Source organism: Salinibacterium sp. M195, assembly GCF_019443965.1.
Taxonomy (GTDB): domain Bacteria; phylum Actinomycetota; class Actinomycetes; order Actinomycetales; family Microbacteriaceae; genus Rhodoglobus.
The window spans coordinates 2,917,844-2,930,983 of the sequence record NZ_CP040814.1 but is presented as its reverse complement, the minus strand read 5'-3'; the positions used below and the strand labels follow the sequence as shown (position 1 = coordinate 2,930,983).

Genomic DNA, 13,140 nt, shown 5'->3' with positions numbered 1-13,140 from the left:
CGCTCCCACCCTGCCTGAGCAGGCGCTAACGCGCTACTCTGGCTGGGTGGGAGCGATTCTATGACCATACGCGAGGTAGGGTTCGCCATGCTGCGCCGGTGGTACGTTCTTGCCGCCGGTCTCATCCTCGCCGTCGTCGGTGGCTATCTCCTGAACGATAACGGGGGCCTCTACACCTCAAGGACGGTTGTGTCCTTTCTCCTGCCAGATAAGTCGAGTCTCTCGCTCAACAGCGGTCTCGACGATCTGAGCGTTATTGCCTTCGCGGGAGTCGTTGCCCGCGGGGTGAGCGATGGAACAGCGCCGACGCGATACTCCACGGATGACGCCCCTATTTATGGAGCCGGTCTTCGGGAGGGTGTGCTCGTTTCTCTGCCGAATGCGGGAAACCAGTGGTCGACAAGCTATCAGCGGGCCGAGCTCGTACTTCAGATAGTGGGGCCATCCGAGCAGTGGGTGGCTCGCGAGCAGAGTGACGTGTTGACGAAAATCGACCAGGTTTCCGCCGAACTACAATCAGCCGTTACTGCCCCTGATTCCCGAATAAAGGTTTCTCCCGTGCTGCTGACGAAGCAGATTTTCTCTGTCTCTCCTTCGCGTTCTGCGGTGATTGCCGCGTACTCCGCGCTGCTCTTTGCGGCCCTCATCGTGAGCGGTTGGGCAGCGGTTGTTCTGGATAGGGCCATTTTTAGACGGAACGTGCGCACGGGGCGGCGTGGGCTGCATCGAGCCGCGAATGAAGGGTCGGAACAATGAATCTTGCTGACACCCTGCGGGCTCTCTGGCGACGGTGGTACGTCGTCGTACCTGGGCTGATTCTGTCGATAGCGGTAGCTATTGGGGCGTGGCAGGTCATCGAGCCCGACTATGAGCGTGTGGGGACTCAGCTTCTCTTGCCTGGCGTGGCGAGCATTCCTGAGGCGGGGAATCCCTATCTGTACCTTGGCGGGCTTTCGCAGGCGTCCGACGTGGTCGTCACCGCGATGTCTTCTGAGCGTGAGTTAGAAGCCCTCGTCCGGGATTATCCGGGCGCCGAGATCGTCATCACTCGAGACCCGGTGACATCTGGCCCGCAAATTCTCACCACCGTTACAGCCAAGAGTGATGCGGATGCTGGCAAGATCTTGGCGGCGACCATGGACCGAACCACAGAGGTGCTCGGCAACCTGCAGAATGTGAGCGGGATCACCGCACGAAATCGCATCGGCATTGAATCGATCACGGTCGACAGCCGCAGCACCCTTGTCCAAAAATCGAGATTGCTCGTGGCCGGTGGGGCCACGCTGGGGATGCTGTTGATCACGCTGCTGAGCGCTGGGCTTGTGGAGGGTCTCGGTTCCCGCAAACGCCGGGAACGCAAGGCGGATGTGAAGCACGGAGACTCCACAGAGGGTGCCCCGACCGAGCGCGAGAATCTGCAAACGCGAGCCGGGACCCGCCGAGATCGCCGAGCATCACGCCAGTCGCTTTCGAGACGATCGCGATATCTTCGCCGTTCGCGGTGATCGCGGTGAGCATTCACCGCGAACAAGGATCGCGAACAGTGCCGCTGAGTCAGAAAGCGCACGGCTGGGCCGGTGGGCACGCCGTCACCATGTTGACCGTGTACTTGGTGTTGTTGATCGCGATCCCCTCGAGCGCGGCCATCAGCTCGCTCGGATCGCTTGGACGCCCAGCGATGCTCTGGGGCATCGTCATGCTGGTGTGGTGGGTCGTCGCAAAGCTCCAATCGCGTGTCACCGACATGCGCGCGTTCCGCGACCCCATCCGGTTCGCCTATTTTGCCTTTATTGTCGTCGCTCTCGTGAGCTTCGCGGTGGCCATTTTTCGGGGCCAGCCGGCTGATCAAGTGAGCCCGGCGTTTACTGCCCTCATCCGGTTGATGTCGTGGGCCGGAGTGTTGCTGATCGCTGCTGACGGAATCCGCACCCCGAACGACCTTCAGAGAATTGTGCGACGCATCGGAATTGCTGCCGGCTTGCTGGCCGCGCTTGGCCTCGCACAGTTCATTACCAAGAGTTCCCTTCTCGAGTTTGTGGGACAAATCCCCGGCATAACCATGCCCTTCGTCGACGTCTCCGAGCGCGGCGGAGTCTCCCGAGTTCCGGGAACGGCGACGCACCCGCTCGAATACGCGACAGCGCTCAATGCGGCACTTCCGCTTGTCATCGCTGCCGCCGTTTCGCGCGGATTTCATTGGGAGCAGACGAAGGCCAAGTTCGGTTGGTGGATCCCGGTCGCTCTGATCTCGCTCTCCGCGTTGATCGCGGTGTCGCGCTCCGCGATTATCGGGTTCGCGGTTGCTGCCATGACAATGATCCCCGAGCTTCCTCGCCGCTTTCGTGCTGTCGTCATCATTGGCGGTGCTGTCTTGGCCGCGGGGGCGGTCATCGCGATACCGGGCCTGCTTGCGACGACCTTGAACCTTTTTGCCGGAGCATCGAATGACCCGAGCACACAGTCTCGTACGGGGGGTCTGGCGCGAGTTCCGGATTTCATCGCCGCATCGCCGATCGTAGGAGCAGGTTTCGGCACCTTCCTGCCGCGGTACTACATTTTCGATAATCAGTGGGTTCTGGTTGCGATTGAGCTAGGCGTGCTGGGCATTATCGCCTTTGCCGCCATATTCCTGGCGGCGATGTGGAGTGGCTTGGGTGCCAGACGACGATCTACCGACCCGGGAATCAGACTGCTCGGTTATGCGCTTGCCGCATCTGTGGTCAATATCGCCGTACTGTTCGCTTTCTTCGACGGACTGTCATTCCCTCAGTCAGGGGGAATTTTCTTCCTGATCGTCGGACTGTGCGCGGCTGTCAGGTCGCTCACCTTCGCCGACGACGTGCTCACCGCCCCGCGAAGACCACTGGCATAGGCCGCCCGCGAAACCTTAGAGTTTTACGTCGGCGAGCCACTGTGGCCCGCGAGGCTCGCGGAGCCGAGCAGGCGTGATGAGGTCGCGAAACGCCGCCCGACTTGTGCGCCGCCCGAGCAATGACCGGGTGCCCTCTCGAACCAGCGTCGCGCACCAAAATCCGAAGGTAGAAGCCTTTCCGTGCCCTGAGGCAAAGTGCTTGATTCGATTGGCGATGAGCAGGGACCACTGCCGTGGATTTCCCGCTGATCCTCCTTCGAGATGTTCCGCGCTCGCGCGGGGTTGGTACCAGGTCACTAAACCGAAGTCCCGCACTCTCAGGTCGTACTCGGTCTCCTCAGAGTAGAGAAAGTACGACTCGTCCCACTGGCCGCACGAGCTCCAACATTCGGCGCTGATGAGCTGGGTTGATCCCTCTGCCCAATCAGTGGCGTGTTCGCTCAGATAGTTATTGGGGTCGGTCACAATCTCTCCCAGGCGCGAGAACTGGCCAGCGCGCTCTGCGCCCAGAAGTGCATCTCCCCAGGCACGCAGCACGGTTGGAGTGCGGCGCAACGAAGAGATTAGCGCCCCGTTGGCGTCCGTGAGCCGTGGAACAACGATGCCGATCTCGGGAGCGAGAGTTTCGTAGAGAGTAAGCACGCATCCCGGATCGAGCCGCACGTCGGCATTGAGGATGAGGTACGCGTCCTGCTGCCCCGCTGCGGCTACTGCCGCGTTTATCCCCGCCGCGTAGCCGAGGTTTCCGCCGTTACGCACCACGGTCGAGTGGGGAGCGTGAGTTTCGATTTCGGCTAGTGTGTCGTCGGTTGAGGCGTTATCGGCGAAGACGAGAGTCCACGCGACGCCCTCGGCACCGGGCGCGAGCGAGCTGACGAGGTCGGCGATGAGCTCTGCGCTGTTGTAGGTCACGACACAAATCGCGACTCTGGGCATCGTTGTCATGGGCGCACCACCGAGGGCGACCAGGCGTGCGGGATGAACAGGGTCGGCGTGCCCGAACCGTCGGTGGGGATGCTCCACACGTCGCTATCACCGACGACATCGGCGCGCGGGAGTCCGTAGAGCACGGTCGCGTCGTCAAGCCATTCGACTTGGTCATCGACGCTGCGCTCCTCTGGAAGCACCGTCTCGACCATCGTCGTCATATCGAGCACCGCGATGCGCCAGTCTGGTGAATTGAGAGTGCCGGTGTTTTTCTTATAGGCCACCCGGCTGCCGTCCGGTGAGAGCGACGGGCACTCGGCGTTTTCCCGAACCGAGGTGAGGGTTTCGTCGACGAGATCTCCGTAGACGAGCCAAGTTTTGCCGTTGCTCGCTGCGGTCGCGTAGAAGTGGCGGTCATCATTGGCGAAGGTTACTCCCCAGATATTTCGATCCGCTGCCGTGACCTGCTCGCCGTCCACGAGCAGGCTGAATTGTTCGATGTTGCCATAGCTCTTGCCGGAGGAAGTGGCGATTATTGTCTCGGTGGCGAAGCCAACCCCGGCATATGAGATGCCGGTCACGAAAGAGGTCTCGGCTACCAGTATCGAGCTTGGCGAGATCCGGGCGCGGCTGGGAACACCGGGTAACGACCAGCTTTGCTCCTGTGCGCCCGTAGTGCCGAACTGCAGAGCGCTCCAGGTGGTCACGATGCCGGCATCCGTCGTGAGGCACATCGTGAGTTCAGGGGTGGAGTAGACGCGATCGCAGTATTGCGAGGAGACCGAGCGGGTGCCGCTTGCATCGCTGAGTGGCACGCTGGCCACCTTGCCGTAGTCCTCCCCGGATGCGGTGTTACGAAACTCGACTCGTGCTCCCGTGAAGTTCGTCACGGGGATCACCGAGACCGAGCTCGGCGTTGTTAACGCTGTCTGCGACCGAAGGTAGGCGAGGGTGCCGAAAACGAGCACGACGATTAGTGCAATCGTTGAGATCGCACTAAGCAGGATGATGCGTTGCCGTGACGTCATACGTCAGCCCGGTATGGTCTGGCGCCGCGAAGAATGATCGCGACGATGGGGATCACGATCGCGATGCCGATCGATACGAGCATCATCGCTGGTTCGCGTCCGATCGCGAACCACAGGATGCCGAACCCTGCCGCCGCGACAAATCGTGAGAGCGCGACGACCGTTTGAGCGGCGGCGATCGAGGTGGCCCGGGTGTCTGCGGTGGTGAATTGGGTGGCAAGCACGGCAAGGAGGCCGTCGGTTGCCGCGTAGAACCCGCCAAGCAGCACGAGACAGAGGATCGTAATAGCGGCGCCGGTGACGGGCAGTGAGGCTGAAACGTACGCGGCGAGGAGCAACACGTGGCCGACAACGAAGGTGCGTGCGCGACCATAGCGGTCGGCGAGTTTGCCGACTGGCACCGCGAAAATGAGAAAGGCCACGTTGGTCCCCACGTACAGCAGAGGGAAGTATTGCGCCGCAAACGAACTGCGGTCTTGGAGCACTAGATAGATGAAGCCATCGCCGATCGTCAGTATCCCGAGCAGGCCAGCCACGAGAAGCAGGCGCTTGAGTCCGGGGTTGTTCAGTTCACGCCAGCGGATGCGGCGTCGGGTCTTGCGGGGTTGAACGTTGGTTGTGGCCGACTCGCTGCGGGTGCCCGAACCTCGGTTTGGCACGAGGGTTCCGAGCACGGCAACGCCAACGAGAGCGAACGCAAGCGACACGACGAATACGGTGCTGTACCCGTTCGGGATCAACAAGAGGATGACGAACGCGAGCAGCGGTCCGATCGCGGCCCCGGTGTTGTCGAGGGCGCGGTGCGCCCCAAACGAGGCAGCGAGATTCTGGGGTTGTGATGCGGCGGTGATGAGAGAGTCCCGGGGAGCAGTCCGGATGCCCTTGCCCAGTCGGTCGACGGTCAGCACGGCGGCTAGCGCTCCGAAGCTAGAAGCAAAAAGCAGAACGATGCGAGCAATGGCCGACAGGCCGTACCCAAAGAAGGCAACCCACTTTGGTTGGTCCCCGCGATCGGCGGCCCAGCCAGCGCCGATTCTCACGAAGGCGCTGACGCCCTGGTAGAGCCCGTCGAGCACGCCATACGCCACCGTCGATAGCCCGAGTACCCCGGTGACATAGAGCGGAAGAATGGCAGAGACAGACTCTGTAGAGATATCCGTGAGCATGCTGACGACGCCGAGCGCGATGACGACCGACGAGACACCGTTGGCAGCCTTTGTCCCCTTCGGAGTGTTTTCGGAATCTTCAGGTTTATTGGTGAGGGAGATATACACGGCGTCAGCTCGTTCCGGCGGTGAAGAGCGCGAAGATGCTGAATCGTGTCACTTCGCCTTCCGCCGTCGTGGCCACGATGATGCTGTCGGTGCCGTTCGACCAGGTCGTTGCGGTAGTGCCAGACGCGGCCGGCGTGTCAGAACCTTGGAGCCCTAGGGCGGTGAAGGCATCCGCGAAATAGCTCTGCACCATGTCTTCTGAGGTGTCGGTTGTTGCGACGACTGTTGCCTGCATGCGATCGCCCTCGATGGTGATCGCACTGCTGACGACTTCGGAACTCGGCGGAAGCGAGATGACGGACGTCGGGAACCCGGCTACGAGTTCGCCGTCGGCTCTCGCCGAATCTGGCAGCGGGGCGGTGATGAGCGGCGAGGTCTCGATCCCCAATTGCTTGGTGGTCGGTGTTTCCGTAGGCTGCGGAATTTCGGAACCGCCGAACGCGGTCGATGCCGGGGTTGGTTCGGTGGTCTGCACCGTGTTGTCTAGGGCGAGAAATACCCCGATCGCTGCGACAGCGAGCAACACCAGTACACCCGTGAGGATGAACGGAAGTCGCAGCCGCATGGTCGGTTTCATCAGCGAGATTCGACCTTCGCGTGCTCGCCGCCCGGTTCGAGGCGCTCCCCGCTATCCACCGGTGCGGTGTCGATGATGCGTGGGGCGGGTTGGGTGGACACTGGGTGCCTGTCGGGGTTGGCGGGTCGGGGCTCTCACCGGGATGGTGCGCAGTCGCGCCATCCGCGATGGAATCGAGGATTCCGTGGATGCTAGCGTATTCGCAATTGCCTCGACGGGGAAGTGATCTGTTCGAGTGGCCTCACGAAAGGTGCGGATGGGAATGGATGACTATCTGGTGATCGGCGCCGGACTCGTTGGTCTTGCCACTGCTCGGGCGATCATAGAGAAGGTCCCGGATGCTCGCATCACCGTGCTCGAGAAGGCCGCAGATGTCGCGACGGCGCAGAGTGGACACAACTCGGGCGTCATCCACGCGGGCATCTATTACGCGCCGGGATCGCTCAAGGCCGAACTCTGCAGACAGGGCCGGATCGAGACGGTGGAGTTTTGCGAGCGCTACGGCATCCCTCATTCGCTGGTCGGCAAGCTCATCGTCGCCACTGACGAGACTTCGAGAGCACGCCTCGATGACTTGGAGCGTCGCTCGATTGAGAACAGGATCGTTGTCGAACGGATCGGTGCTGGGGCCCTCGCCGAGCTCGAACCGAATGTGCAGGGCGTGGCTGCGCTGCTTTCTCCCACGACGGGGATCGTCGACTACCGCCGGATCGCGTCAGCAATGTGCGACGAGCTCACCGCTGCGGGGGTCACGCTGCGTTTCAACACGGAGGTGACTTCGATCGCCGAGGAGCAGGGGCTTGATGGCGGTGCCGTGCGAGTCCGCACCGCGGCTGGGGGAGAGCGGGCTGCGCGCAGATTGGTTGCGTGCGCCGGGCTTCAGGCCGACCGCGTGGCGAGGATTGCCGGAATTCCGATCGATTTTCGGATCGTCCCGTTCCGGGGAGAGTACTTCGAGCTTCCGGCTGAGCGTCACGACTTCGTGAAGCACCTCATCTATCCGGTGCCGGATCCGTCGATGCCGTTTCTCGGCGTGCACATCAGCCCGACAATCGATGGTCGAGTCACTGTTGGCCCGAATGCGGTGCTCGGCTGGGCGCGCGAGGGGTATCCGCGCGGCTCGATTAGACCGTCAGATGTGTTCGATTTCGCCACGTATGTCGGCTTCTGGCGGATGGCGGCTCATAACGTGCGCCCCGCGGCTATCGAGATGAGAAACTCGCTCTTCGCGTCTGGGTACCTGCGGGAATGCCACAAGTACGCCCCCTCGCTGACGTTGAGCGATCTGGGTACGCGCTCGGCGGGGATCCGAGCCCAGGCGGTCCGCCGCGATGGTTCGTTCATTGAAGACTTCCACGTGGAGCGCACGGCGAGGCAAATTCATGTCGGCAATGCCCCGTCTCCTGCCGCGACTTCGTCGATCCCGATTGGCCGCATGATCGCCACACTCCTTCTTGACGGGGTGGGGTAGTCGCCGAAAACGGAAGAAAATCGCGAGAATTCGGGCGACTTTTCGAGTGTCGGAGGTTATCCATAGGCTGTGGAAAAGTCCGTGAACTTATCCACAACTGTGGAGGACACGCCCACTACATCTAGGGTTGGCGGCCTGCGGTACCCACGATATATAGTGGTGTAACCGCTTCACCGGGGGTCGCGGATTTGTTAGTTTTACGGGGATATAGGGAGTTTTTGTGGCAATTACAGTCGTCAAGCGCAACGGTCAGCGAGAGCCGTACGACGCAAACAAGATCAACCTCGCTATTGAAGATGCTGCGGCTGGTCTTGACGACAACATCACGTGGGTAACCCAGATCGCGTCCGAGCTCGAACTGACGCTGTTTGATGGCATCACGACGCAGCAGCTCGACGAAGCCGTCATCCAGGTTGCCCTTCAAAACGTGAAAGATGACCCCGCTTTCGACACTGTCGCTGCGCGTCTTCTCCTCAAGACGATCTACAAGCGCGTTCTCGGTGACTACATCGACGCTGCTGACCTCAAGCGCCTGCACAAAGAGCACTTTGGTCCCAACATCATCCGTGGTGTTGAAGAAGGTCTGCTCGACCCTCGCCTCACGAGCATGTTCGACTTGGATGCTCTCGCCGAGCACCTTGAGCCCGCTCACGATGAGCTTCTCAAGTACATCGGTGTTGTGACGCTCAACAACCGCTACGGCATTAAGGGTCGCAACGGCGACGCCCTTGAGGTTCCGCAGTACTTCTGGATGCGCATCGCGATGGGTCTCTCGCTCAACGAGGCGAACCCCAACGAGGCAGCCCTCAAGTTCTACGAAAAAATGTCCAGCCTCGAATACTTGGCTGCCGGATCCACTCTCGTCAACGCGGGAACGATCTACCCGCAGCTCGCCAACTGCTTCGTCATGGAAATGCAAGACGACATGGAGCACATCGCGAAGACGACGCGCGATGTCATGTGGCTCACCAAGGGCACCGGCGGAATTGGCCTTTCGGTCACCAAGCTGCGCGCTCAGGGTTCGCCCATCCGCTCGAACAACACGACCTCAACCGGTCCGATCCCATTCATGCACACGATCGATTCGATCTTGCGTGCGGTCAGCCGTGGTGGCAAGAAGTTCGGCGCTCTGTGCTTCTACATGGAGAACTGGCACATGGACTTCCCGGAGTTCCTCGAACTCCGCAGCAACTCGGGCGACCCCTACCGCCGCACTCGCACCGCCAACACGGCCGTGTGGATCAGCGACGAGTTCATGAAGCGCGTTCAGAACGACGACGCGTGGTACCTCTTCGACCCGCTCGAAGTCACCGACCTCAACGAGCTCTACGGCAAGGCATTCTCGAAGCGCTACAACGAATATGTTGCGATGGCCGATGCCGGCGAAATGCACATGTTCAAGAAGATCGGTGCTCGCGAGCAGTTCAAGTCGATCCTCATTTCATTGCAGACCTCAAGCCACCCGTGGTTGACCTTCAAAGACACGATCAACAACCGTGCGCTCAACAACAACACCGGAACGATCCACCTCTCGAACCTCTGCACCGAGATCACGCTGCCGCAAGACGAAGACAACGTCTCTGTCTGCAACCTGGCGTCGATCAACCTCTCGCGTCACCTTCTGCCGGAAGGTGGAGTGGACTTCGTGAAGATCGCCGAGAGCGCTCGACTGGCCGTACGCCAACTCGACAACCTCATTGACATCACGCGCTCCAGCGTGAAAGAGGCAGACTTCTCCAACGAGCAAAACCGCGCGGTCGGCCTTGGCGTCATGGGCTTCACCGACATCATCGAAAAGCTCGGCTTCAGCTACGAGAGCGAAGAGGCCTACGACCTCATCGACGAAATCATGGAGCACGTCTCCTACGCGGCGATCGATGCCAGCACCGAGCTCGCTAAAGAGCGCGGTTCGTACACGAACTTCGAAGGCAGCCGTTGGTCAGAGGGTCTCGTACCGCTCGACTCCATCGCGCTCACTGAAGAAGATCGTGGCATGGAAATCAAGGTCAACCGCAAGACGCGGCTTGACTGGGATGCCATGCGCGAGAAGGTCAAGGGCGGCATGCGTAACGCAACGCTCATGGCAATCGCCCCGACCGCGTCCATTGGTCTTGTTGCTGGCACCACGCCAGGTCTTGACCCGCAGTTCTCGCAGATCTTCAGCCGCTCAACCTCGAACGGCAAGTTCCTTGAAGTGAACCGCAACCTCGTAGAGACTCTTCAGCAGCACGGCCTGTGGGAGAAGAACCGCGAGGCGATTCTGCGCAGCCAGGGCGACATCCAGAACGTTGAGGGAATCCCCGACGACATCAAGGCTGTCTTCAAGACGAGCTTCCAGCTCTCGCCGTATGCCTTCCTTGAGGTTGCTGCCCGGGCCCAGAAGTGGATCGATCAGGCCATCAGCCGCAACATGTACCTCGAGACGCGTGACCTCGGCGACATGATGGACATTTACCATGATGCGTGGTCTCGCGGAGTCAAGACCACCTACTACCTGCACATGAAGCCCCGCCACCAGGCGGAGCAGTCCACCGTCAAGGTGAACAAATCAGAAGAAATTTCCTCAACCAAGGCAGCAACTGCCGGAACAACATCAGCAACCGCGGGCGCAGCACCCGCACGCCGAGGCTTCGGCGGATTCGCCAAGAAAGCAGACTCATAATGAACCGCGAAAACACCGTAGACGACTACTTCGTACCCGTCGATCCCATGGACGACCTCCAGTGCGATAGCTGCCAGTAATGGGAATCCTAGGAACGGGCCTGCAAGACGGCCTGCTGCTGAAGCCGATCAAGTACCAGTGGGCGATGGACCTGTATGACCAGGCCGTTGCCAACACCTGGTTCCCTAACGAGATCCAGCTGGGCGAAGACATCGCCGACTTCAAGAAGATGACGGATGAAGAACGTCACGCAGTGACCTTCCTCATGAGCTACTTCAACCCGAACGAGCTCCTCGTGAACAAGGCGCTCGCTTTCGGTGTGTACCCGTATGTTTCGGCCGCAGAATGCTCGCTGTACCTCGCGAAGCAGATGTGGGAAGAAGCAAACCACTGCATGAGCTTCGAGTACGTTCTCGAAACCTTCCCGATCGACCGTGAAGCGGCCTACAACTCTCACGTTGATGTGCCGTCGATGGCGCGCAAAGAAGAATTCGAGATGAAGTACATCCGTCGCATGACGGAGCAGACCCTCGACATCAACACCATCGAGGGTAAGCAAGACTTCATCCGTAACCTCGTTGCCTACAACGTCGTGCTCGAAGGCATCTGGTTCTACTCGGGATTCATGGTCGCTCTGTCGTTCCGTCAGCGCAACCTGCTGCGCAACTTCGGTTCGCTCATGGACTGGGTTGTTCGCGACGAGAGTCTGCACCTCAAGTTCGGCATCAACCTGATTCTCACGGTGATGGAAGAGAACCCTGAGATTCTGACGGAAGAGTTCGCTGACGAGATTCGCCAGATGATCTTGGATGCGGTGGAGATGGAAGAGGCCTACAACCACGACCTTCTCCCCGGCGGCATCCTCGGCCTCAACGCCAACTACATCAACCAGTACGTCAAGTACTTGGCTGATCGCCGTCTTGAGGAGCTCGGATTCGACGCGCACTACAAGGTGTCGAACCCGGCGAAGTGGATGGCAACAGCCAACGACACTCTCGAGCTCGTGAACTTCTTCGAGTCGACAAACACCTCCTATGAGGCCAACGCTTCGGCAACCACTAAAGGCAAAGTCGAGTGAGGTAGTGCCTATCTCATAACGCTGAGTGAGCGAATTGCTCAAATATTTGATAATAAATTAACGAAAAAACCCCGCCAGCAACCGCTGACGGTTAAATCAGCAGTCCCGCGGGGTCTTGTCATTCCGGTAAGAATTACTTGACTCTAACGAGAATGGAGAAGTTTCTCAAATTGAGTTTCGCCGCACTCGTAAGGTCTGCCCTTTGCCGGTCTGTTTAAACGCAGCGGCCGAAAGGGGTCCCATTGGCCCGCCTAAACCCCCAATTTGCTAACGCCCTCACTTTGATCGAGCCGGGCGACGACAAAATCAATGCTCCGGAAGCCCACAAGCTTGTGAGGGCTGCTCTCGCCGCCGACTCGAGACTCACTAGCTATGGCATCGACTCGATTCTCATCGGGTCTTACAAACGCAGAGTCTCCATCCGGCGGGTGAAAGACGTTGACGTATTCTGTCGTCTCGATTCGCTACCTTCGGGCGTAAGTTCGACACAGATACTGGACATATTCTTTGAAGTTTTAAACGCTGAGTTCGGTAAAGACGAAGATGGCCACCGCAGGGTGACTCGCCAAAGCCGTAGTTTGAAAATAGCTTTCCCTAACTTCGATCTCGACGTTGATGCAGTTCCTGCTCGCCGAAGCGCGAGCGGAGAGGTGTGGGAAATTCCCCAAAAAGGATCCGATGACGAATGGGTGGAAACCAACCCAGAAGTTATGTCCCAGGTGACCATCGCAATGAACGACGAGCACAATGACTTTTACGTGCCGACTGTCAAGCTGCTCCGCCAGACGCGCAGGAGTCTGCTCAATAAAGCAAAGCCTGGAGGGTTCTTTATTGAGGCAGCCACCTACCAAGCCTTCGCCTCGGGTGCAGTCGGAGGTAAGACTCAGGCTGACTACTTTGTATCTGCCCTCGTCGTCGTCAGCGAGCTAATTACAGATTTCGTACAAAATGGGATCGCGATCGTTGACGCGACTCGTGCCGGTAAAACCATCGGAATCCGCGCTGACGATGAGGAGTTGACCCACCTCGATCGTGAATTCGCTGCCGCAGCTGTGAAGGGGGTCAATGCTCTGAAAGAGGAACACGAGGGAAAAGCAGCCCTTCTGTACCGAGAGCTTCTCGGTAAGAACGGAGACGGCGACATAGTTTTTTCTATGCCCCCCGGGTTCAGAGATGACGGAACTCGGAGCGAGTCAACGGTAACTGCCGGTGACCCCGACGTCCCGGCTGGTTCAAAGACGTTCGGTTGAT

At 59.6% G+C, this 13,140-nt stretch carries 11 protein-coding genes; 7 read left to right on the top strand and 4 right to left on the bottom strand.

Features of this window, described 5'->3' with window-relative positions; genetic code table 11:
- Positions 1-60 precede the first annotated feature (60 nt).
- Genes FFT87_RS14015 through FFT87_RS14005 form a run of 3 tightly spaced genes read left to right on the top strand, consistent with a single transcriptional unit; the run spans position 61 to position 2,872 of the window.
- Positions 61-756, top strand: a complete 696-nt coding sequence (locus tag FFT87_RS14015) for a hypothetical protein (protein ID WP_219949288.1) — start codon at positions 61-63, stop codon at positions 754-756.
- Positions 753-1,505: a hypothetical protein gene (locus FFT87_RS14010; RefSeq protein ID WP_219949287.1), complete on the top strand. Its 753-nt coding sequence runs from the start codon at positions 753-755 to the stop codon at positions 1,503-1,505. Before FFT87_RS14015 ends, FFT87_RS14010 begins: the two co-directional genes overlap by 4 nt.
- Positions 1,506-1,543: 38 nt before the next feature.
- Positions 1,544-2,872, top strand: a complete 1,329-nt coding sequence (locus tag FFT87_RS14005) for an O-antigen ligase (RefSeq protein WP_219949286.1) — start codon at positions 1,544-1,546, stop codon at positions 2,870-2,872.
- A gap of 15 nt (positions 2,873-2,887) precedes the next feature.
- Here the strand turns inward: FFT87_RS14005 and FFT87_RS14000 are convergent, their stop codons facing one another.
- From FFT87_RS14000 to FFT87_RS13985, 4 genes are read right to left on the bottom strand one after another with little or no spacing between them, the layout of a single operon-like run.
- A complete protein-coding gene (locus tag FFT87_RS14000) occupies positions 2,888-3,817 on the bottom strand; it encodes a glycosyltransferase family 2 protein (protein ID WP_219949285.1) in 930 nt (309 codons plus the stop codon).
- Positions 3,814-4,827 (bottom strand): hypothetical protein, encoded by a 1,014-nt coding sequence (locus FFT87_RS13995; protein ID WP_219949284.1) that lies wholly within the window; start codon positions 4,825-4,827, stop codon positions 3,814-3,816. The genes FFT87_RS14000 and FFT87_RS13995 overlap by 4 nt, the downstream gene beginning before the upstream one ends.
- Complete coding sequence (locus tag FFT87_RS13990) at positions 4,824-6,101, bottom strand: MFS transporter (RefSeq protein ID WP_219949283.1); 1,278 nt, start codon at positions 6,099-6,101, stop codon at positions 4,824-4,826. Before FFT87_RS13990 ends, FFT87_RS13995 begins: the two co-directional genes overlap by 4 nt.
- A gap of 4 nt (positions 6,102-6,105) precedes the next feature.
- Positions 6,106-6,678: a hypothetical protein gene (locus FFT87_RS13985; protein ID WP_219949282.1), complete on the bottom strand. Its 573-nt coding sequence runs from the start codon at positions 6,676-6,678 to the stop codon at positions 6,106-6,108.
- 235 nt (positions 6,679-6,913) lie between these two features.
- On the opposite strand from FFT87_RS13985, the gene lhgO reads away from it, so the two are divergent.
- The 4 genes from lhgO to FFT87_RS13965 all read left to right on the top strand — a co-directional run bounded on the left by lhgO (position 6,914) and on the right by FFT87_RS13965 (position 13,139).
- Positions 6,914-8,149: an L-2-hydroxyglutarate oxidase gene (gene lhgO, locus FFT87_RS13980; protein WP_370628558.1), complete on the top strand. Its 1,236-nt coding sequence runs from the start codon at positions 6,914-6,916 to the stop codon at positions 8,147-8,149.
- A 220-nt stretch (positions 8,150-8,369) separates the two neighbouring features.
- Positions 8,370-10,811: a ribonucleoside-diphosphate reductase subunit alpha gene (locus FFT87_RS13975; protein WP_219949281.1), complete on the top strand. Its 2,442-nt coding sequence runs from the start codon at positions 8,370-8,372 to the stop codon at positions 10,809-10,811.
- A 79-nt stretch (positions 10,812-10,890) separates the two neighbouring features.
- Positions 10,891-11,889, top strand: coding sequence for a ribonucleotide-diphosphate reductase subunit beta (locus FFT87_RS13970; protein ID WP_219949280.1), 999 nt, complete (start codon positions 10,891-10,893; stop codon positions 11,887-11,889).
- A gap of 242 nt (positions 11,890-12,131) precedes the next feature.
- On the top strand, positions 12,132-13,139 hold the full coding sequence (locus tag FFT87_RS13965; protein WP_219949279.1) for a nucleotidyltransferase: 1,008 nt from the start codon (positions 12,132-12,134) through the stop codon (positions 13,137-13,139).
- The last annotated feature ends 1 nt before the right edge of the window (position 13,140 follow it).

Excerpts from the sequence above, each read along its gene's own strand:
- FFT87_RS14015 (WP_219949288.1), top strand. The coding sequence starts at position 61 with ATGACCATACGCGAGGTAGGGTTCGCCATGCTGCGCCGGTGGTACGTT.
- FFT87_RS14010 (WP_219949287.1), top strand. The coding sequence starts at position 753 with ATGAATCTTGCTGACACCCTGCGGGCTCTCTGGCGACGGTGGTACGTC.
- FFT87_RS14000 (WP_219949285.1), bottom strand. The coding sequence starts at position 3,817 with ATGACAACGATGCCCAGAGTCGCGATTTGTGTCGTGACCTACAACAGC.
- FFT87_RS13995 (WP_219949284.1), bottom strand. The coding sequence starts at position 4,827 with ATGACGTCACGGCAACGCATCATCCTGCTTAGTGCGATCTCAACGATT.
- FFT87_RS13985 (WP_219949282.1), bottom strand. The coding sequence starts at position 6,678 with ATGAAACCGACCATGCGGCTGCGACTTCCGTTCATCCTCACGGGTGTA.
- FFT87_RS13970 (WP_219949280.1), top strand. The coding sequence starts at position 10,891 with ATGGGAATCCTAGGAACGGGCCTGCAAGACGGCCTGCTGCTGAAGCCG.